Origin of the sequence: Streptomyces sp. SS7, assembly GCF_037993025.1 — a bacterium.
In the GTDB taxonomy this organism is placed as follows: domain Bacteria; phylum Actinomycetota; class Actinomycetes; order Streptomycetales; family Streptomycetaceae; genus Streptomyces.
In genome coordinates, this window is sequence record NZ_CP141223.1 from 5,147,832 (window position 1) to 5,166,350 (window position 18,519).

An 18,519-nucleotide genomic window follows, 5' to 3' on the forward strand; every position below is an offset into this window, starting at 1 on the left:
GAGTCGTCGGCATGCGAACCGACTCTTCTCCCGGCACCCTGCCGGTGCGGGAGCACCTCCCGGCCGCCACAGCCGGTACGCCTGTCCTGGACGTAGTGATCCCCGTCTACAACGAGGAGAAGGACCTCCAGCCGTGCGTCGAGAGACTGCACGACCACCTGACGCGTACGTTCCCGTACACCTTCCGCATCACGGTCGCGGACAACGCGTCGACCGACACCACCCCCGAGGTGGCGCGCCGGCTGGAGACGCGGATGCCGGAGGTCAGGAACTTCCGGCTGGAGCAGAAGGGCCGCGGCCGTGCGCTGCGGACCGTCTGGTCGGCCTCGGACGCCCCGATCCTCGCCTACATGGACGTGGACCTGTCCACCGACCTCAACGCGCTGCTGCCGCTGGTGGCCCCGCTGATCTCCGGTCACTCCGACCTGGCGATCGGTTCCCGGCTCTCCCGCAGCTCGCGCGTGGTGCGCGGCCCGAAGAGGGAGTTCATCAGCCGCGCCTACAACCTGATCCTGCGCGGCTCGCTCCAGGCCCGCTTCTCGGACGCCCAGTGCGGCTTCAAGGCGATCCGCCGTGATGTCGCGCAGGTACTGCTCCCCCTGGTGGAGGACACCGGCTGGTTCTTCGACACGGAGATGCTGGTGCTCGCCGAGCGGGCCGGCCTCAGGATCCACGAGGTGCCCGTCGACTGGGTCGACGACCCCGACTCCACGGTGCACATCGTGAAGACCGCCACCGACGACCTCAAGGGCGTGTGGCGGGTGGGCAAGGCCCTGGCCACCGGCTCCCTCTCGCTCGACCGGCTCACCCGCCCCTTCGGCGACGACCCGCGCGACCGCGAGATCCAGGACGTGCCCAAGGGGCTGGCCCGCCAGCTCGTCGGCTTCTGTGTGGTGGGCGGTCTGTCCACCCTGTTCTACTTGCTGCTCTACAGCGGCTTCCGCCAGTTCAGCGGCTCGCAGTCCGCCAACGCGCTCGCCCTGCTGGTGTCCGCGGTCGCCAACACCGCCGCCAACCGCCGGCTGACCTTCGGGGTCCGCGGCCGCGGCGGGGCCGTCAAGCACCAGGCGCAGGGCCTGGTCGTCTTCGCCATCGGCCTGGCGCTGACCAGCGGCTCGCTCGCCGCCCTGAACGCGGCGACGACCCGGCCCGCCCACTCCACCGAACTCGCGGTGCTCATCGCCGCCAACCTGGCGGCGACGGTCCTGCGTTTCCTGCTCTTCCGCGCGTGGGTGTTCCCGGACCGGCGGGAGGGCTCCGAGGACGACGCCCCGGCGCCGACCGTGGTCGCCTCCCGCCACCCGGCGCAGCCGACGCCGTACGCGTCGTCGTACCCGGTCGCCCCGGCATACGGGCCGCAGCACCCGGCCCGTCCGTCCGCCCCGGCGTACGCCTCGCCGTACCGGAACACCACCGCCACCCACGAGACCACCCAGTTCCGCGCCGGTGACGCCGCGGACGGCACCTGGAGGGACGCCACCGTGCGACTGCAGCCGGTGCGCCCTCACGACACGGACCCGGGGGACCCCCGATGACCACGCACCTCGACCAGCCGACAGCCTGGGGCCCGCCCCCCACCGCCCCTCCGGCCACCGCCCCTGCGGCCACCGAGCCGCAGCAGCCGGCCGCACCGGCGCCGGAGTCGGGCGAGCCGAAGCAGCCCCTGCACCGCAGACTCTGGCGCGGCCGCCCCGAGGACCCCCGCTGGGCCCGCCCGGCCTTCCTCGGTCTGCTCCTCGCCACCTTCCTCCTCTACCTCTACAACCTGAGCGCCTCCGGGTACGCCAACTCCTTCTACTCGGCGGCCGTCCAGGCGGGCAGCCAGTCCTGGAAGGCCTTCTTCTTCGGCTCGCTGGACGCGGGCAACGCCATCACCGTCGACAAGCCCCCGGCCTCGCTGTGGCCGATGGCCCTGTCGGTCAGGATCTTCGGCCTGAACTCCTGGGCGATCCTCGTCCCGGAGGTGCTGATGGGCGTCGGCACCGTCGCCGTCGTCCACGCCTCCGTGCGCCGCCGCTTCAGCGCCGCGGCCGGTCTGATCGCGGGTGCCGTGCTCGCGCTCACCCCCGTCGCCGCGCTGATGTTCCGGTTCAACAACCCGGACGCGATGCTGGCCCTGCTGATGGCCGTGGCCTGCTACTTCACCGCCCGCGCGGTGGAGGACGGCCGTACGAGGTGGCTGGTGTGGGCCGGCGTCGCGATCGGCTTCGCGTTCCTCGCCAAGACGCTCCAGGCGTTCCTGATCCTCCCGCCGCTCGCGATCGTCTACGCGGTCTGCGCGCCGGTGAGCGTGCGGAAGCGGTTCGGACAGCTGGCCCTGGCCACCGGTGCGCTGGTCGCGTCCGGCGGCTGGTGGGTCGCGATCGTCGAGCTGTGGCCCGCCTCCTCCCGCCCGTACATCGGCGGCTCGCAGAACAACTCCTTCCTGGAGCTGACCTTCGGCTACAACGGCCTCGGCCGCCTCAACGGCGAGGAGACCGGCAGCGTCGGCGGCGGGGGCGGCGGCAACACCGGCCAGTGGGGCGAGACCGGCTGGGACCGGATGTTCAACTCCGAGATCGGGGGCCAGATCTCCTGGCTGCTGCCGGCCGCGCTGATCCTGCTGGCCGCCGCGCTCGTGGCCACCCGCAGGCGCGGGCGGACGTCGGCCACGCGGGGTCTGTTCCTCGTCTGGGGCGGCTCGCTGCTGATCACCATGGTCGTCTTCAGCTACATGGCGGGCATCTTCCACCAGTACTACACCGTCGCCCTCGCCCCCTACATGGCGGCCGTGATCGGCATGGGCGCGGGTCTCCTGTGGGAGAAGCGGTCCGAGCTGTGGGTCTCGATCACCCTCGCGGCCTCGGTCGTCGCGGCGGCCTCCTGGTCGTACGTCCTGCTCAACCGCACCTCGGACTACCTGCCCTGGCTGAAGTGGCTGGTCCTGATCGGCGGCCTCGCCGCCGCCCTGGGCCTGGTCTTCGCGGGTCGGATCACCCGTCGGCTCGCCCTCGCGGCGGCCTCCGCCGGCCTGGTCGCCTCCCTCGCCGGTCCGACGGCGTACACCCTGAGCACCCTCCAGACGGGCCACACCGGCTCCATCGTCACGGCGGGCCCGGCGGGCGCGTCCATGGGCGGCGGTCCGGGCGGTGGCGGCGGCCGGGGCGGCTTCGGCGGCGGCATGCCGGGCCGGCAGGGGCAGCAGAACGGCAACGGGACCACCCAGAACGGCAACGGCTTCCCCGGCGGCGGCTTCCCGGGCGGCGGCCAGAACCGGCAGAACGGCAACGGCACCACCCAGAACCAGAACCAGAACCAGAACCAGGGCCAGAACCAGCAGGGCGGTCCCGGCGGCCGAGCCGGTGACGGCGGCGGCATGGGCGGCGCCGGTGGCGCCGGCGGCCTGCTGAACGGCGCGAGCGTCTCCGACGAGGCCAAGAAGCTGCTGGAGACCGACTCCGGCGCGTACACCTGGGTCGCGGCGGCGATCGGCGCCCAGAACGCGGCGAGCTACCAGCTTCTCCACGGGCGACGCGGTCATGGCGATCGGCGGCTTCAACGGCACCGACCCCTCCCCGACGCTGGCCCAGTTCAAGCAGTACGTCGCGGACGGAAAGATCCACTACTTCATCGCCGGCGGCACCGGCGGTGGCATGGGCGGCAGCGGCAGCGGCACGTCCTCCCAGATCACCTCCTGGGTCGAGGCCAACTTCAAGAAGGTGACGGTGGGTTCGTCCACCTTCTACGACCTGACCCAGAAGGCGAGCGGCTGACACAGCGGAAGCGGTTGAAGGGCGGTGGCACGTCGCCACCGCCCTTCCCCGTAATTGCGTTGTACGCCGTACAGGAGCTCTTCTACGGTGTATGACGTGACCACCTCCCACCCCCGCCGCTGGCTGATCCTGGCCGTGATCTGTCTCGCGCAGCTCACCGTGCTGCTCGACAACACGATCCTGAACGTCGCGATCCCCTCCCTCACCCGCGAGCTGGACGCGAGCACCGCCGACATCCAGTGGATGATCAACGCGTACTCGCTCGTCCAGTCCGGTCTCCTGCTCACCGCCGGCAGCGCCGCCGACGGATACGGCCGCAAGAAGATGCTGGCCACGGGCCTAGCGCTGTTCGGCATCGGCTCGGCCGTGGCCAGGTTCGCCACCACCTCCGGGCAGCTGATCGCCGCCCGGGCCGGTATGGGCGTGGGTGGCGCGCTGCTGCTCACCACCACCCTCGCCGTGGCGATGCAGATCTTCGCGCCCGAGGAGCAGCCCAGGGCGATCGGCATCTGGGCCGCGGTGAACGCCCTCGGGTTCGCCACCGGCCCGCTCGTCGGCGGCCTCGTGCTCGACCACTTCCGCTGGGGCGCGATCTTCCTGCTCAACCTCCCGGTCGCGGCGCTTGCGCTCGCCGCCGTCCTCGCCCTGGTCCCCGAGTCCAGGAACCCCCGGGGCGACCGCCCCGACCTGCTCGGCGCGCTCCTGTCCACGATCGGCATGGCCGCGCTGGTCTTCGCGATCATCTCCGGCCCCGCCCGCGGCTGGACCTCGGCCCGAGTGCTGGTGAGCGCGGCGGTCGCCGCCGTCGCCCTCACGCTGTTCGCCCGGTGGGAGAGCCGGATCCCGTACCCCATGCTCGACCTGGCGTTCTTCCGCGACCGCCGGTTCACCGGCGCGGTCGGCGGGGTTGTCCTGGTCACCTTCGGCATGGGCGGCGCGCTCTTCCTCCTCACCCAGCACCTGCAGTCCGTGCTCGGCTACGGCCCCCTGGAGGCGGGCCTGCGCACCGCGCCGCTGGCGCTGACCGTGGTCGTCCTGAACTTCAGCGGGCTGGCGGCGAAGGCGACCGCCCGGCTCGGAACCCCGCTGTCGGTGCTGGGCGGCATGGTGCTGATGGCGGGCGGGCTCGTCTCGATCGCGTCCGGCGGAGAGGGATACGGCGGTGTCGCGGCCGGTCTGGTGCTGATCGGCGTCGGCTGCGCGGTCGCCAACCCGGCGATGGCCCACGCGATCATGAGCGCGATACCGCCGGAGAAGGCGGGCGTCGGCGCGGGCGTCAACGGCACGCTGGCGGAGTTCGGCAACGGGCTGGGCGTCGCCGTCCTGGGTGCCGTGCTCAGCGCCTCCCTGACCGCGGGCAAGCCGCTGTCGGACGGGCTCGGCGCGGGCCTGCTGGTGGGGGCGGTCGCCGTCCTGGGCGGAGGACTGGTGACGGCGGTCCTGCTGCGCAGGGCGGACAAGGCGAAGGCCGACAAGGAGAAGGCCGACAGGGAGAAGCCGGACAAGGGGACTGCGGGCGTTCTCGTGTGAGCCGGCTCACGTGATGTCACAGACCGCGGGGCTCCGGTGTCCTGTGACCGAACCCCCTGGAACCGGAGGAGACACCGTGAGCGAGAACACCGAAGTCGTCGTGATCGGCGGGGGATACGCCGGCGTCATGGCCGCCAACCGCCTGACCGCCCGCGGCGACGTGAACGTCACGCTGATCAACCCGCGCCCGGCCTTCGTCGAGCGGATCCGCCTGCACCAGCTCGTGGCCGGGACCCACACCGCCGTCACCGACTACACCGAGATCCTCGGCGAGCGCGTCCGGCTGGTCGTCGACACCGTGACCCGGATCGACGCGGCCGGGCATGCCCTCGCCCTGGAGCACGGCGGCACCGTCCGCTACGACCACCTGGTCTACGCCGTGGGCAGCGGCAGCGCCGACCCGAGCGTGCCCGGGGCGGCCGAGTTCGCCCACCCGATCGCCACCCTGGAGGACGCGAGCCGACTGCGGCCGGTCGTCGAGGCCGCGTCCGCCAAGGCCGCCAACGCTCCGCTGACCGTCGTCGGAGGCGGTCCGACCGGCATCGAGACCGCGGCCGAGCTGGCCGAGCAGGGCCACACGGTGACCCTGGTCTGCGGCGGGGTCCTCGGCCCGTACCTGCACCGGCGCGGTCGGCGCTCGGTCGCCGGGCGCCTGGCCGCGCTCGGGGTGACCGTCCTGGACGGCCCCGGCACGAAGGTGACGGCCGTGACCCGTGACGCCGTACGGCTCGCCGACGGCCGCGAGCTGCCGAGCGAGGTGACCGTCTGGACCGCCGGCTTCGGGGTCCCGGACCTGGCCGCGCGCAGCGGCCTGAGCACCGACGCCCTCGGCCGACTGCTCACCGACGAGACGCTGACCAGCGTCGACGACCCGCACATCGTCGCGGCCGGGGACTCTGCGGCGCCCTCGGACCTGCCGCTGCGGATGAGCTGCCAGGCCGCCGTCCCGCTGGGCGCGCGGGCGGCCGACACGGTGCTCAGCAGGATCGCGGGCGAGCGGCCCGCGACCCTGAACCAGGTGTTCGCCGGCCAGTGCATCAGCCTGGGCCGGGGCGCGGGCATCTTCCAGTTCGCCCACCGGTACGACGTCGCGGTCGGGCTCCACATCGGCGGTCGTCCCGGCGCGAAACTCAAGGAGTTCATCTGCAAGGGCATCGGCGAGCACCTGGCGGGCGAGGGGCGCAAGCCCGGTGCGTACCGGCTGCACAAGGTGTCGGGAGGATCCAGGCGGCAGCAGCAGCTCCGGCGGAGCGAGCCCGCCCGGCCCGCGGCCGTCGCCGAACGCACGGTCTGAGCCGCACCCGGACGGGGGAGGGAACCTGACATGGACGATCACACAGCCGACCCGGCGACCGAGGCGTTCGTCGCCCACCGCAACCTGCTCTTCACCGTCGCCTACGAGATGCTCGGCTCGGCGGCCGACGCCGAGGACGTCCTGCAGGAGACCTGGCTGCGCTGGGTCGACACCGACCTGGACGAGGTGCGCGACCGGCGCGCGTACCTCGTCCGGATCACCACCCGCCAGGCCCTCAACCGCCTGCGCACCCTGTCCCGCCGCAAGGAGGCGTACGTCGGCCCCTGGCTGCCCGAGCCACTGCTCACCACCCCCGACGTCGCCCAGGACGTCGAACTCGCCGAGAGCGTGTCGATGGCGCTGATGCTCGTCCTGGAGACCCTGTCCCCGACCGAGCGGGCCGTCTTCGTGCTGCGCGAGGTCTTCGACGTGGGCTACGACGAGATCGCCGCCGCCGTCGACAAGAGCCCCGCCGCCGTCCGCCAGATCGCCCACCGCGCCCGCCGGCACGTCGACGCCCGCCGCCCCCGCGAGGCGGTATCGGCGCGCAGGACCCGGGCCGCCCTGGAGTCCTTCCAGCGCGCGCTCAGCACCGGGGACCTCCAGGGCTTCCTCGACGTGCTCGCCCCCGACGTCGTCCTGATGAGCGACGGCGGCGGAGTGCGGCAGGCCGCGCTCCGGCCGATCAGCGGCGCCGACAAGGTGGCCCGCTTCATCGTCGGCGGTTCGCGCCGCCACCAGGCGACGCTCACCAGCGAGTTCACCATGGTCAACGGCGGCCCGGCGCTCGTGCTGCGCGTGGACGGCGAGATCGACGGGGTGGTCGCCGTCCGTTTCGAGGACGACCGCATCACGGGCCTCTACTACGTCCGCAACCCGGAGAAACTGACCCGGGTCGACTCCGAGACCCCGCTCACCCTGCGCTGAGGGACCGGCCGCCATGGCAGGCCTAGCATCTTCCCCAGTACCGGAACACAGTTCCCCGTACCGGACGAAGAGGAAGGTGCCCTGCCATGGCCGAGACCGGCAAGGACGCCAAGCACCACAGCGTGTGGCTGGAGGGCAAGGCGCGGCGGCGCGGCCGGGGCGGCGGCCAGCCCTCCGGGCTCGACCGGACCCGGATCACCGAGGTCACCGTACGGCTGCTGGACGCGGAGGGCCTCGCCAAGTTCTCCATGCGGCGGCTGGCGGCCGAGCTGAACGTGACGGCGATGTCCGTGTACTGGTACGTCGACACCAAGGACGACCTGCTCGAACTCGCCCTGGACGCGGTCTACGAGGGCATGGAGCTGCCCGACCCGGCGCATCAGGACGAGGACTGGCGCGACCAACTGCGCGCCCTGGCCCGCTCCTACCGCGCCCTGCTGGTCCGCCACCCCTGGGTGTCCCCGCTGGCGGGCACGTTCCTCAACATCGGCCCGAACAACGTCGCGTTCGCCCGCACCGTCCATCGGGTCGTCCGCCGCACCGGTCTGCCCACCCACGGGCTGGCGGCGGCCATCTCCGCCGTCTTCCAGTTCGTGTACGGCTTCGGCACGATCGAGGGCCACTTCATCACCCGCTCCGCGGCCGTGGGCCTGACCCCCGACGCCTACTTCCGCCAGGCTCTCAGCACGGTCACCCAGGCCCCCGAGGCCGCCGACGTCGTCAAGGAGAGCGAGGACATCATGGCGGCCCGGGGCGGCGACACGGTCGAGGAGATGTGGGAGAGGGACTTCGAGTACGCCCTGGACCTGCTGATCGCGGGAATCGAGGCGATGACGGCCAGGGCCGAGGCGAAGGACGGCCAGGACAGCTAGGACATCCAGGACAGCCTGGGGCGCGGGGCCGTATCAGCAGGCGCTCACTCCTGCGGGGCGAGCCGCGCGGGGAAGCCGCCGGTCGCGACCGGCCCCCACCGCACCGGGGTGATCCGGATGATCGACTTCCCCTGCCGCACCATCGCCGCCCGGTACTCCTCCCAGTCGGGATGCTCCCCCGCGATGTTCCGGAAGTACTCCACCAGCGGCTCCACGGACTCCGGCACGTCGAGCACCTCCGCCGTCCCGTCGATCTGCACCCACGGCCCGTCCCAGTCGTCGCTGAGCACGAGCACGCTCACCCGCTCGTCCCGCTTGGCGTTGCGCGTCTTGGCCCGCTCGGGGTAGGTGGAGACGACGATCCGCCCGGAGTCGTCGACGCCGCAGGTCAGCGGGGATGCCTGGGGCCCGCCGTCACCCCGCCGGGTCAACAGGATCGCGCGGTGACGGGGGCGTACGAAGTCCAGCAGCTCGTCGAGCGAGACGGCCGTGTTGGTCGCGATGTTCGGTGCCATGCCGTCAGCCTAGGCGGACGCGGGGCTTCCGCACGTGATCCCGCCGGTCCTACGCACCGGGCAGCGACGCGCCCCGCACCGCCTGGACCTCCAGCTCCACGCGCAGGGTCGTACCGATCGCGGCGATGCCCGCCCGGACGACCTGGTTGTAGTTCATCGCGAAGTCCTCGCGGTGGAGTGCGGCCGTCGCGCGGAAGGCGGCCCGGGTGCCACCCCAGGGGTCGGCGCCGGTGCCGAGGTAGGCGAGGTCCAGGTCGACCGGCCGTACGACTCCCCGCAGGGACAGGTCGCCGTGGACGGTCCAGCGGTCGGGTCCCGCGACCGTCAGCCCGGTCGAGCGGTAGGTGATCTCCGGGTGCTCCTCGACGTCCAGGAAGTCCGCCGACCGCAGATGCGTGTCGCGCGTGCCGTTGCCGGTGTCGATGGAGTCGGCCCGTATCACCGCCTCCACCCGGGACTTCGTGGCGTCGTCCGGGGCGATCTCGATCGCCGCCGAGAAGTCGGTGAAGCGGCCCCGCACGCTGGAGAGGCCCAGGTGCCGGGCGACCGCGCCGACCGTGGAGTGCGCCGGGTCGACCCTCCACGGCCCGGGCGGCGGCAGCTCGGTCCCGCCCTGCCGGGCCAGCGTCACCGTGCCCACGTCGACCCGGCCGCCCGCGGTGACGAGCGCCGTGGAGGCGACGGGCGCGTACCCGACGGCCGTGACGATCACGGTGTACGGCCCCGGCGCGAGCCCCGACGCGTCGCGCACGACGCCCTCGTCGTCCGCCCCGGCCCGCAGCACCTGCGTCCCGGCCATGTCGGTCACCGTGACGACCGCGTGCGACACGGCCCATCCGTCGCGGGTGCGGATCCTCGCGGTCAGTGCCATCTCAGGGAACTCCTCGTGGGGAAGAACAGGGCGGGGGCGGCGGGGCACACCCCGTCGCCCCCGCCCGCGGTCGTACTACTCGCCCGGGTGGGCGAGCTCGATGTCATGGCCGTCGACGCCGGCCCCGGTCACCGTCAGCGCACTGGCCACCGGCGGGTAGCCGGTCGCGATGACCGTGTACTCGCCGCCGTCCAGGTCCGCGAAGGCGTACGCCCCGTCCGCGCCGGTCGTGGCCGTGCCCAGGACGTTGCCCGCCGCGTCGACGAGCGTCACCAGCGCGTCGGCCAGCGGCCCGTGCGGCGCCCGGACGACCCCCCGGAGCTGCGCGCCCGCGTCGAGCGCGACCTCCAGCCGGGTCACCCCGGTCCCGCCGATCTCCACGGGCAGCGCCTGCGGCCGGAACCCGGCGGCGTTCACCGCGACGGTCACCGCACCCGGCACCAGCTCGCCGACCGCGAACTCCCCCCGGTCACCGGTGGCCGCGGTGGCCAGCAGCTCGCCGCGCACATCGGTGACGGCGACCATCGCGTCCTTGACGCCCTCACCCGAACCGGAGGCCCGCACGGACCCGCTGAGCCCACTGGTCCCGCTGAGCAGGATGTCGTACGCGAGCGGCTCGCCGTTCACGACGATCGTGGACGCCTGCGGCTGGAACCCGTCCGCCGCGGCGATCAGGACGTACGACCCGGCCCCGGGCGCGTCCAGTGCGTAGGCACCGTCGGCCTGCGCGACCGACCGGCCCAGCTGCCGTCCGGCCAGGGAGATCAGCGTGACGGCGGCCTGCGGGACCGGCGCGCTCTCCGCGCCCCGGACGAAACCGCGGACCGGGACACCGGAACCGGACTCCTGGACGGGGCTCTCGGCGGCCGCCCGGCCGGGCGTGTGCTGCTGCTCCACCGGCGCGGGAGCCGTCGCCTCCGCCTCCGTCCGAGCCTCTGCCGGGGTCTGGTCCGCGGCCTCCGCCTCTGCCGTGTGAGCCAGCGCGCCCTTGGTCCGCAGCGGGACCTCCTTGATGAACAGGGTGATCAGGAAGGCGAGCAGGGCCAGCCCGGAGGCGATCAGGAAGACGTCCGCGATGCCGTGGCCGTACGCGTCCTCCATGACCGTGCGCAGCGGCGCGGGCAGCTTGTCCATGTCCGGGATCGTGCCGGAGGAGCTGGAACCGGACGCGAGCGCGGCGTACTTCGGGCCGAGACCGGCGATGCCGTCCTTGGCGTAGTCGGTGATGCGGTCGGCCATGACGGCACCGAGCGCCGAGACGCCCATCGCCCCGCCGAGGGAGCGGAAGAAGGTGACGGTCGAGCTGGCCGAGCCGAGGTCCTTCGGATCCACCTGGTTCTGCGTGGACAGCACCAGGTTCTGCATCATCATGCCGACGCCGAGACCCAGCAGCGCCATGAAGACAGCGGTCTTCCAGTAGTCCGTGTCGTAGCGGATGGTGCCCAGCAGACCGAGGCCCGCCGTGATGAGCACACCGCCGCTGACCAGCCAGGCCTTCCACTTGCCGGTGCGGGTGATGAACTGCCCGGAGACGGTGGAGGAGACGAACAGACCGCCGATCATCGGGATGGTGAGCACCCCGGACATGGTCGGGGACTCGTCGCGGGCCAGCTGGAAGTACTGGGCGAAGAACACCGTGCCGGAGAACATCGCCACGCCCACGAACATCGAGGCGATGGAGGAGAGGGTGATGGTCCGGTTGCGGAACAGCCGCAGCGGGATGATCGGCTCGGCGGCCTTCGACTCCACGAGCACGAACACCGCGCCGAGCAGGACCGAGCCCGCGACCATCGTGTACGTCTGCCAGGACAGCCAGTCGTACTTGTCCCCCGCGAAGGTGACCCAGACGAGCAGCAGGGAGACGGCGGCGGAGATGAAGAACGCGCCGGCCCAGTCGACCTTCACGTCCCGCTTCACGACCGGCAGGTGCAGCGTCTTCTGCAGCACGATCAGCGCGATCACGGCGAAGGGGACGCCGACGTAGAAGCACCAGCGCCAGCCGAGCCACGAGGTGTCGGTGATGACACCGCCGAGCAGCGGGCCGCCCACGGTGGCGACGGCGAAGGTCGCGCCGAGGTAGCCGGAGTAGCGGCCGCGCTCCCGCGGCGAGATCATCGCGGCCATCACGATCTGCGCGAGGGCGGAGAGACCGCCGACGCCGACGCCCTGCACGACACGGCAGGCGATCAGCATGCCGGGGTTCTGCGAGAGCCCGGCGGCCGCCGATCCGAGGACGTAGACGACCAGCGCGATCTGGACGAGCGCCTTCTTGTCGTAGAGGTCGGCGAGCTTGCCCCACAGCGGGGTGGTCGCGGTCATCGCCAGCAGGGTGGCGGTCACCACCCAGGTGTAGGCGGACTGGCCGCCGCCGAGGTCGCCGATGATCTCCGGGAGGGCGTTGGAGACGATCGTGGACGACAGGATCGCCACGAACATGCCGAGCAGAAGGCCGGACAGGGCCTCCATGATCTGCCGGTGCGTCATCGGGGCGTGGGCGTCGTGCCCGCCCCCGTGCTTGGCGTGGGCCCGCACACCGGCCGGTGTGGTCGTTGCCATGGTCTTCCTTCTCTTACGCGGGTGTACGGGTGGTCTCGTGCAACGGGGGAGGCGGTGGCGGCTGGGGCGGCTGCTGCCGGTGCGGGATGGTCCGGCAGTCGCCGAAGCTGGCGCGCAGCCGGGTCATCAGCCGGATGAGCTGGCCGATCTCGTCGTCGGACCAGTCGCCGAGGCGCTCCGCCAGCAGGGCGACACTGCGCCGGTACAGCTCGGCGAGCACCGCGCCGCCCTCGGGGGTGAGGCGCAGGATGCGCGAGCGCTTGTCCGCCGGGTCCGGGGAACGGTCGATCCAGCCGCGCTCGGCGAGATGGGCGACATGGCGGCTGGTCACCGACATGTCGACCGCGAGCAGCTCGGAGAGATTGCTCATGCGCATGTCTCCGTGGCGGCCGAGGAGGGTGAGCACGGCGGCGGAGCCGGGGGAGCAGTCGGCCGGCGTGATCCGCCCGAGGTCCCGCTTCACGACGCCGAAGGCACTGAGCTGACGCGCCAGTTCCTCGTACTGCGTCTGCGCGGCCATCGCACCTCCCTAGTTTGTTGCTTGGGGCAACCATAGGTTTGATTGGTTGCTGCAGGCAAATAAAAGGGGGTGGAGGGCCGCAAAAAGTTGGCAAAGGCACGTATTGCCGGGGTAAACGTGCAGGTGGGCGGGGTGACGGCGGGCGGAGGCGGGCGCCTCTGCCGGTTTCCTCACCGAACCGGGTGCCGACCGGGTGCCGGCCGGGTGCCGACCGGGTGCCGACCGTGTGCCGGCCGCTTTCCGATGTCGTGCGGCGGGGCCGCGTGTCGAGCTCGGGCGGGACTTCGTGCCGGACCTGCCGGACTGCTTGCCGGGCCCCTGCCGGACTGCTTGCCGGACCCCCGCTTGGGCCGATGCCGTCGTTTTCGCTAGGGTCTCTGGCCATGGCTAACACCCAGGGCCCGCAGGGCAATCACGACCCCGCCGGCAGCACCCAGATGTTCCGCGCGTTCGTCGACGAGGGCGGCCCCCAGGCCACCTCCCGTCAGGCGCCCGCGCCGGCCGGTCCCCGCCTCGGTCTGATCATCGGCATCGTCGCCGCCGTGGCGATCGTGGCGGCGGTCGCCTGGCTGGCGCTGAAGTAACCGACGCCCCTACTCCCACCGCACGGACACGTCCCGCGTCTCGACCCGCATGCCCAGCGGCACCCTCCAGGCCTCGACGCACACCGTCCAGGTCCGCTCCTTGCGCTCGCCGGGGGCGAGGGGCGCGGGGAACCCCACCGTCGACCCGACGGTGGACCAGTCGATGCCGAGGGCGTCGACGACGTGTGTCCCGAAGGTGACCGCGCCCGACCGCACGGGCATGCCCCCCGCATTGCGGAAGACCAGCGTCACGTCCTCGCACCAGCGGTGCTCGGTGGGCGTGCGTACGGGGTCGCTCGTGAGCAGGGCGGCGGGGGCGGGTGTGCCGGTGGGTGGCGGCGAGGGGGACGGCGACGGCGCCTGCGGCGACGGGCCGCCCGCTTCCGAGCCCCCGTCAGTGCCCCCCTCCGTGCCCGCACCCACGCCTGCGTCCGCATCCCCGCGCGTGCCCGTGGTCCGCGCCGTTGAGCCGGCCCCGGTCGCGGGCGGTCCGGCCGCCGACGTCCCGGGGGCACCCGGAGTCCTCGTCGCCTGTGATGGCGACGGCGACGGGCCGGTGTCCGTCGGCGCGTCCAGCGGCACCAGTCGTACGCCTCCCGCGGGCGCCGCCGACAGCGGTCTCCCGCCCGGGACGCCGACCGCGACGTAGTCCCGGCCGTGCCCGCCGCCGTACGCCCCGAGGGCGCCTGCCGTCCCCGCCACGACGGCCACGGCCGCCGACAGCCCCCACAGGGCGCGCCGACGGCCGCGTGACCGTTCCGTTGTTCCTTCCGCTGACGCGCGCATCGCGACAGTGTGGCTGCCGGTGCGTCAGTAAGGAACCCTCGGTGAGGAACGCTCGGTGAGGAACGCTCTCAGTCCGAGATCAGGCCCTCGCGGAGCTGGGCCAGGGTGCGGGTCAGGAGGCGGGAGACGTGCATCTGCGAGATGCCGACCTCCTCGCCGATCTGGGACTGGGTCATGTTGGCGAAGAAGCGCAGCATGATGATGCGCCGCTCGCGCGGCGGGAGCTTGGCGAGCAGGGGCTTGAGCGACTCCCGGTACTCCACGCCCTCCAGGGCCGTGTCCTCGTAGCCGAGACGGTCGGCCAGGGAGCCCTCGCCGCCGTCGTCCTCGGGGGCCGGGGAGTCCAGTGAGGAGGCCGTGTAGGCGTTGCCGACGGCGAGGCCGTCGACCACGTCCTCCTCGGAGACGCCGAGCACCGCGGCGAGTTCGGCGACCGTCGGCGAGCGGTCCAGCTTCTGGGAGAGCTCGTCGCTGGCCTTGGTGAGGGCCAGGCGCAGCTCCTGGAGCCGGCGCGGGACGCGGACGGACCACGAGGTGTCGCGGAAGAACCGCTTGATCTCGCCCACGACCGTCGGCATCGCGAACGTCGGGAACTCCACGCCGCGTTCGCAGTCGAAGCGGTCGATCGCCTTGATCAGGCCGATCGTGCCGACCTGGACGATGTCCTCCATCGGCTCGTTGCGCGAGCGGAAGCGGGCGGCGGCGTAGCGGACGAGGGGGAGGTTGAGCTCGATGAGGGTGTCCCGGACGTAGACCCGTTCGGGGCTGTTCTCGTCGAGTGCGGCCAGTCGCAGGAACAGGGAGCGGGACAGGGTGCGGGTGTCGATGGCACCGGAGGACGGGAGGGCCGGAGCCGGCGCGGCGGCCTCGAGGGCCGTGACGTCGTCGAGCACATCGGGCTCGACGGGCACGACGGGCTCGGTCTCGCTCTTCGTGAGCGTGAGCACCTTCGAGCTGCCCTGGTCTGCGGACATGCCACCCCCTTTGGGTCGCGGGACGGTCGCGGCGTTCGTCCTCCGTCACTGGAGAACGTCAGCCTTCACCTGAATACCGGAGCCGAAGCCCCGGCAAACGCGCTTCCAGGAGAATGTCACATGTCGGCAACACGCTGTAGTGACATGTCGACATCACAGTGACGAATCGGCCCTGGAAACAGGGGGTGTGACGGTTTTTCAGCGCAGATATGTCGGGAAGTTACTTCGTGGGGGATTCGCTCTCACCGGTGACTTCTCGCTCCTGCATGCGAACACCCATCGGATGACGTAACCAGAGCCGTGCGCCCTGTCCGTGCGCCCCACCTGTGCGCCTGTGCATACGGCCGTGCTCCCGCGTCCCCGTGTTTCGTCAGGCCTCGATGCGGTTCGCAGAACGCAGTCGCTGGAAGCTACGCGCGAGTAGCCGGGAGACGTGCATCTGCGACACGCCGAGTTCCGCGCTGATCTGAGACTGCGTGAGATTGCTGTAATAGCGCAGCAGGAGAATTCTCTGTTCGCGTTCCGGGAGCTGGACGAGGAGATGGCGGACGAGGTCGCGGTGCTCGACGCCGTCCAGGGCCGGGTCCTCGTAGCCCAGGCGGTCCAGCAGGCCAGGCAGTCCGTCGCCCTCCTGGGCGGCCTCCAGGGAGGTCGCGTGGTACGACCGACCCGCCTCGATGCAGGACAGGACCTCGTCCTCGCCGATGCGCAGCCGCTCGGCGATCTCGGCGGTGGTCGGGGTGCGGCCGAAGGCGGTGGTCAGGTCCTCGGTCGCGCTGTTCACCTGCACCCACAGCTCGTGCAGCCGGCGCGGTACGTGGACCGTGCGGACGTTGTCCCGGAAGTAGCGCTTGATCTCGCCGACGACGGTCGGCATGGCGAAGGTGGGGAACTGCACGCCCCGGTCCGGGTCGAAGCGGTCGATGGCGTTGATCAGTCCGATGGTGCCGACCTGGACGACGTCCTCCATCGGCTCGTTGCGGGAGCGGAACCGGGCGGCCGCGTAGCGCACGAGCGGGAGATTGGCCTCGATGAGCGCCCCGCGGACCCGGTTGTGCTCCGGGGTGCCCGGCTGGAGCTCCTTCAGCTCCGCGAAGAGCACCTGGGTGAGCGCCCGGGTGTCGGCGCCGCGGCGCCGCTCGGGGCCCGGGGCCGGGGCCTCTTCCTGAGGGGGCGCAGTACTGGCCGACACGGTCAACGCCACCTCTTCGTCAGGTCAACAACATCGGTCCACTCATCCGTCAAAAGCGGTCATAGCATCACAAGACATGTGCACTGTGTGCAAGCACCCCATAACACCGTGTTGAGGGAGAAGTTGGGCAGTGCTCGCACGACAGCCCCCCGCCGTCCGGCGGGGGGCTGTCCGGCTCCGCGGGCGCGGCTCAGAACGTGTAGTCGGCGACCACCCAGGTGGCGAACTCCCGCCACAGGGCGACGCCCGCCTGGTGCGCCGGGTGCTCGAGGTACCGCTTCAGGGCGTCCGCGTCCTCGACCGCCGAGTTGATCGCGAAGTCGTAGGCGATGGGCCGCTCGCTGATGTTCCAGCCCAGTTCCCAGAAGGCCAGCTCCTCGATCTGCCCGCCGAGCGCCCGGAAGGCCGCCTCGCCCTCGATCACGCGGGGGTCGTCGCGCTCGACGCCCTCGTTCAGCTTGAACAGGACCAGGTGGCGGATCATGGGTAACTCCCGATGCGTGCTGCCGGTGCGTGCTGTTGGTGCGTGGCTGCTGGTGAGTGCCGCCGGCCCCGGCGGCCGGCCCGGAGGCTAGTGGGCCCCGTCGGCGAGCCAGGTGAAGAAGTCTCCGATGGCCTTGGCGGCGTCCGATATGCCCTCGAAGCCTATCTGGACGTAGTCCGCCGCCCGGGACGGGTCCGTGATGATCACGTACAGCACGAAGACCACGAGTATGTAGACGGCGATCTTCTTGGCGTTCACGGCCACCTGGCCTCCCCTGTCGTGGCCGCTGGGCCCCTGTTGACGGCGGCGAGTGTAACCGTAAGTGCGATTTACGCACCGCTTTTGACCGGGTGCGGCGTGCCCGTGAATTTTTTTCGGGCGTCCGTGAACCGATCGGCAGGGCTCGTCCGATGAGGGGGTGAACACCGAACCGGGCCGACGCCCCAGCAAGGGAGAAGTCACATGCTGCACTTGGCGGACCTGCCGGTCCTGGTCCTGATCGCCCTGGTCGCCGTTTTCACGCTGTGGGCGCTGATCGACTGCGTCCGCACCCCCAGGGAGCGCGTGCGGTTCCTGCCCAAGCTGCTGTGGCTGCTGATCCTGCTCCATGGCTCGGTCTGTGCCGCACTGCTCTGGACCTACTTCGGCAAGAAGCCGACAGCGGACACGCCGAAGGGCCCGATCCGGCGGATCGAGCCCTCGTTGCGATCGTCCGGCAGTCCGCTCGAGGTGTGGGGACGGTGGGTCAGGAAGGCTTGACCGCCGAGACCGGGGTGACGGTCACCTTGTTGTCGCACTCGGCCCACCACCCGTCGTTCAGGGCGACCTGGTGCTTCCCGGAGTGCGGCAGCCCGATGACCATCGTCGGATACGCCACCGGGTCCTTGCCCGACACGCAGTAGCCGTCGGCCTCCCCGTGGACCTGGACGAAGGTCAGCTTCACCCACGCCTTGCCGTGCGGCCGGACCGTCACGGTGGCCGCCCTGCCGGTGCGGGTGACCTTGAGCGGGGTGTTGTGGGCGGGGGAGCCGTTGCCGGCGCCCGCGACCGTCGGATGGCCCTTCAGGACGCACGTCCTCCGGGAGGCGTTGGTGAACTGCACGACCGCCGCCCCGGTCCCGGTCCCGACGGGCCGGTGGGCGGCCTGCCAGGCGCTGACTCGAAGGGCGGAGGCCGAGCAGGCGGGCGGAGGCGTGGAGGCGGTGGTGCTCGCCGCCATGGCGGTGCCGGGCAGGACGCCGGTCACCGCCGCCGCGACGGCCGTGACCGCCGTCGTCGCCAGAGCCGCCCTGCGAATGCCGTTGCTGTGCCGCATGCTGTCGTCCCCCTGAGTCGTCTCGTCCGCGGGTTTCGGTCGTCGGTTGTTGCCCCGCGGTACGCGTGGTCGTGGTACGTGAGTGCAGACAGGGCGGGAGAGCGGCAGGGTTCCGTGCGGCGACTGCTTGTGACGGAACGGTGACGACAGGCTGCGTCCGTGCGGATGGCCGACGAAAGCCGAAGAGGCGCCCGGTTCGATGAACCGTGCGCCTCTCCTACCAGCGGTAGCGGAGGGATTTGAACCCTCGGTGACTTGCGCCACACTCGCTTTCGAGGCGAGCTCCTTCGGCCGCTCGGACACGCTACCGAGGGAGACCTTACAGCACGCGGGGGCGTGGTTTGAAA

General features: G+C 71.8%; 17 protein-coding genes, 1 tRNA gene and 1 pseudogene. 8 read left to right on the forward strand and 11 right to left on the reverse strand.

Going from position 1 to position 18,519, the window contains the following annotated elements:
- Positions 1–11 precede the first annotated feature (11 nt).
- From U5640_RS23780 to U5640_RS23805, 6 genes and pseudogenes are all read left to right on the forward strand, one after another.
- Positions 12–1,535 (forward strand): bifunctional glycosyltransferase family 2/GtrA family protein, encoded by a 1,524-nt coding sequence (locus U5640_RS23780; RefSeq protein ID WP_340377781.1) that lies wholly within the window; start codon positions 12–14, stop codon positions 1,533–1,535.
- Positions 1,532–3,752: pseudogene (locus U5640_RS23785) on the forward strand (glycosyltransferase family 39 protein). Before U5640_RS23780 ends, U5640_RS23785 begins: the two are co-directional and overlap by 4 nt.
- An 87-nt stretch (positions 3,753–3,839) precedes the next feature.
- A complete protein-coding gene (locus tag U5640_RS23790; protein ID WP_340377782.1) occupies positions 3,840–5,282 on the forward strand; it encodes an MFS transporter in 1,443 nt (480 codons plus the stop codon).
- 76 nt (positions 5,283–5,358) lie between these two features.
- On the forward strand, positions 5,359–6,576 hold the full coding sequence (locus U5640_RS23795; protein ID WP_340377783.1) for an FAD-dependent oxidoreductase: 1,218 nt from the start codon (positions 5,359–5,361) through the stop codon (positions 6,574–6,576).
- A gap of 30 nt (positions 6,577–6,606) precedes the next feature.
- Positions 6,607–7,503, forward strand: a complete 897-nt coding sequence (locus U5640_RS23800; RefSeq protein ID WP_340377784.1) for an RNA polymerase sigma-70 factor — start codon at positions 6,607–6,609, stop codon at positions 7,501–7,503.
- A gap of 86 nt (positions 7,504–7,589) precedes the next feature.
- Complete coding sequence (locus tag U5640_RS23805) at positions 7,590–8,375, forward strand: TetR/AcrR family transcriptional regulator (protein WP_340377785.1); 786 nt, start codon at positions 7,590–7,592, stop codon at positions 8,373–8,375.
- Positions 8,376–8,419: 44 nt separating this feature from the next.
- Here U5640_RS23805 and U5640_RS23810 read toward each other — a convergent pair whose 3' ends face one another.
- The 4 genes from U5640_RS23810 to U5640_RS23825 all read right to left on the reverse strand — a co-directional run bounded on the left by U5640_RS23810 (position 8,420) and on the right by U5640_RS23825 (position 12,837).
- A complete protein-coding gene (locus U5640_RS23810; RefSeq protein ID WP_340377786.1) occupies positions 8,420–8,890 on the reverse strand; it encodes a PPOX class F420-dependent oxidoreductase in 471 nt (156 codons plus the stop codon).
- A gap of 49 nt (positions 8,891–8,939) precedes the next feature.
- A complete protein-coding gene (locus U5640_RS23815) occupies positions 8,940–9,761 on the reverse strand; it encodes a YceI family protein (protein ID WP_340377787.1) in 822 nt (273 codons plus the stop codon).
- A gap of 75 nt (positions 9,762–9,836) precedes the next feature.
- Complete coding sequence (locus U5640_RS23820) at positions 9,837–12,317, reverse strand: MFS transporter (RefSeq protein WP_340377788.1); 2,481 nt, start codon at positions 12,315–12,317, stop codon at positions 9,837–9,839.
- A 13-nt stretch (positions 12,318–12,330) separates the two neighbouring features.
- Positions 12,331–12,837, reverse strand: coding sequence for a MarR family transcriptional regulator (locus U5640_RS23825; RefSeq protein ID WP_340377789.1), 507 nt, complete (start codon positions 12,835–12,837; stop codon positions 12,331–12,333).
- A gap of 383 nt (positions 12,838–13,220) precedes the next feature.
- Here U5640_RS23825 and U5640_RS23830 point away from each other — a divergent pair, with 383 nt between their 5' ends.
- The gene (locus U5640_RS23830; RefSeq protein WP_067255576.1) at positions 13,221–13,421 is read left to right on the forward strand and encodes a hypothetical protein; all 201 of its coding nucleotides are present in this window, start codon (positions 13,221–13,223) and stop codon (positions 13,419–13,421) included.
- A gap of 9 nt (positions 13,422–13,430) precedes the next feature.
- Here the strand turns inward: U5640_RS23830 and U5640_RS23835 are convergent, their stop codons facing one another.
- From U5640_RS23835 to U5640_RS23855, 5 genes are all read right to left on the reverse strand, one after another.
- Positions 13,431–14,207, reverse strand: coding sequence for a hypothetical protein (locus tag U5640_RS23835; RefSeq protein WP_340377790.1), 777 nt, complete (start codon positions 14,205–14,207; stop codon positions 13,431–13,433).
- Positions 14,208–14,275: 68 nt separating this feature from the next.
- Positions 14,276–15,181, reverse strand: coding sequence for an RNA polymerase sigma factor SigF (locus tag U5640_RS23840; RefSeq protein WP_340377791.1), 906 nt, complete (start codon positions 15,179–15,181; stop codon positions 14,276–14,278).
- A gap of 370 nt (positions 15,182–15,551) precedes the next feature.
- Complete coding sequence (locus tag U5640_RS23845; RefSeq protein ID WP_340377792.1) at positions 15,552–16,385, reverse strand: RNA polymerase sigma factor SigF; 834 nt, start codon at positions 16,383–16,385, stop codon at positions 15,552–15,554.
- 178 nt (positions 16,386–16,563) lie between these two features.
- Positions 16,564–16,857, reverse strand: a complete 294-nt coding sequence (locus tag U5640_RS23850; protein ID WP_340377793.1) for a Dabb family protein — start codon at positions 16,855–16,857, stop codon at positions 16,564–16,566.
- Between the two features lie 87 nt (positions 16,858–16,944).
- Complete coding sequence (locus U5640_RS23855; protein ID WP_340385711.1) at positions 16,945–17,115, reverse strand: hypothetical protein; 171 nt, start codon at positions 17,113–17,115, stop codon at positions 16,945–16,947.
- Between the two features lie 204 nt (positions 17,116–17,319).
- Between U5640_RS23855 and U5640_RS23860 the strand changes: the two genes are divergently transcribed.
- Positions 17,320–17,616, forward strand: a complete 297-nt coding sequence (locus tag U5640_RS23860) for a hypothetical protein (protein WP_340377794.1) — start codon at positions 17,320–17,322, stop codon at positions 17,614–17,616.
- On the opposite strand, the gene U5640_RS23865 is transcribed toward U5640_RS23860, so the two are convergent.
- Positions 17,603–18,172 carry a DUF4232 domain-containing protein gene (locus U5640_RS23865; RefSeq protein ID WP_340377795.1) on the reverse strand — a complete coding sequence of 190 codons (570 nt, stop codon included), beginning with the start codon at positions 18,170–18,172 and terminating at the stop codon, positions 17,603–17,605. The genes U5640_RS23860 and U5640_RS23865 overlap by 14 nt on opposite strands.
- A gap of 224 nt (positions 18,173–18,396) precedes the next feature.
- Positions 18,397–18,481 (reverse strand) — tRNA-Ser (locus tag U5640_RS23870).
- Positions 18,482–18,519 lie beyond the last annotated feature (38 nt).

Bases quoted from the DNA above. Each gene is read 5' to 3' on its own strand.
- U5640_RS23810 (WP_340377786.1), bottom strand. From the start codon at position 8,890: ATGGCACCGAACATCGCGACCAACACGGCCGTCTCGCTCGACGAGCTG.
- U5640_RS23825 (WP_340377789.1), bottom strand. From the start codon at position 12,837: ATGGCCGCGCAGACGCAGTACGAGGAACTGGCGCGTCAGCTCAGTGCC.
- U5640_RS23780 (WP_340377781.1), top strand. From the start codon at position 12: ATGCGAACCGACTCTTCTCCCGGCACCCTGCCGGTGCGGGAGCACCTC.
- U5640_RS23850 (WP_340377793.1), bottom strand. From the start codon at position 16,857: ATGATCCGCCACCTGGTCCTGTTCAAGCTGAACGAGGGCGTCGAGCGC.
- U5640_RS23800 (WP_340377784.1), top strand. From the start codon at position 6,607: ATGGACGATCACACAGCCGACCCGGCGACCGAGGCGTTCGTCGCCCAC.
- U5640_RS23860 (WP_340377794.1), top strand. From the start codon at position 17,320: ATGCTGCACTTGGCGGACCTGCCGGTCCTGGTCCTGATCGCCCTGGTC.
- U5640_RS23815 (WP_340377787.1), bottom strand. From the start codon at position 9,761: ATGGCACTGACCGCGAGGATCCGCACCCGCGACGGATGGGCCGTGTCG.
- U5640_RS23840 (WP_340377791.1), bottom strand. From the start codon at position 15,181: ATGTCCGCAGACCAGGGCAGCTCGAAGGTGCTCACGCTCACGAAGAGC.
- U5640_RS23820 (WP_340377788.1), bottom strand. From the start codon at position 12,317: ATGGCAACGACCACACCGGCCGGTGTGCGGGCCCACGCCAAGCACGGG.
- U5640_RS23835 (WP_340377790.1), bottom strand. From the start codon at position 14,207: ATGCGCGCGTCAGCGGAAGGAACAACGGAACGGTCACGCGGCCGTCGG.
- U5640_RS23830 (WP_067255576.1), top strand. From the start codon at position 13,221: ATGGCTAACACCCAGGGCCCGCAGGGCAATCACGACCCCGCCGGCAGC.
- U5640_RS23805 (WP_340377785.1), top strand. From the start codon at position 7,590: ATGGCCGAGACCGGCAAGGACGCCAAGCACCACAGCGTGTGGCTGGAG.
- U5640_RS23865 (WP_340377795.1), bottom strand. From the start codon at position 18,172: ATGCGGCACAGCAACGGCATTCGCAGGGCGGCTCTGGCGACGACGGCG.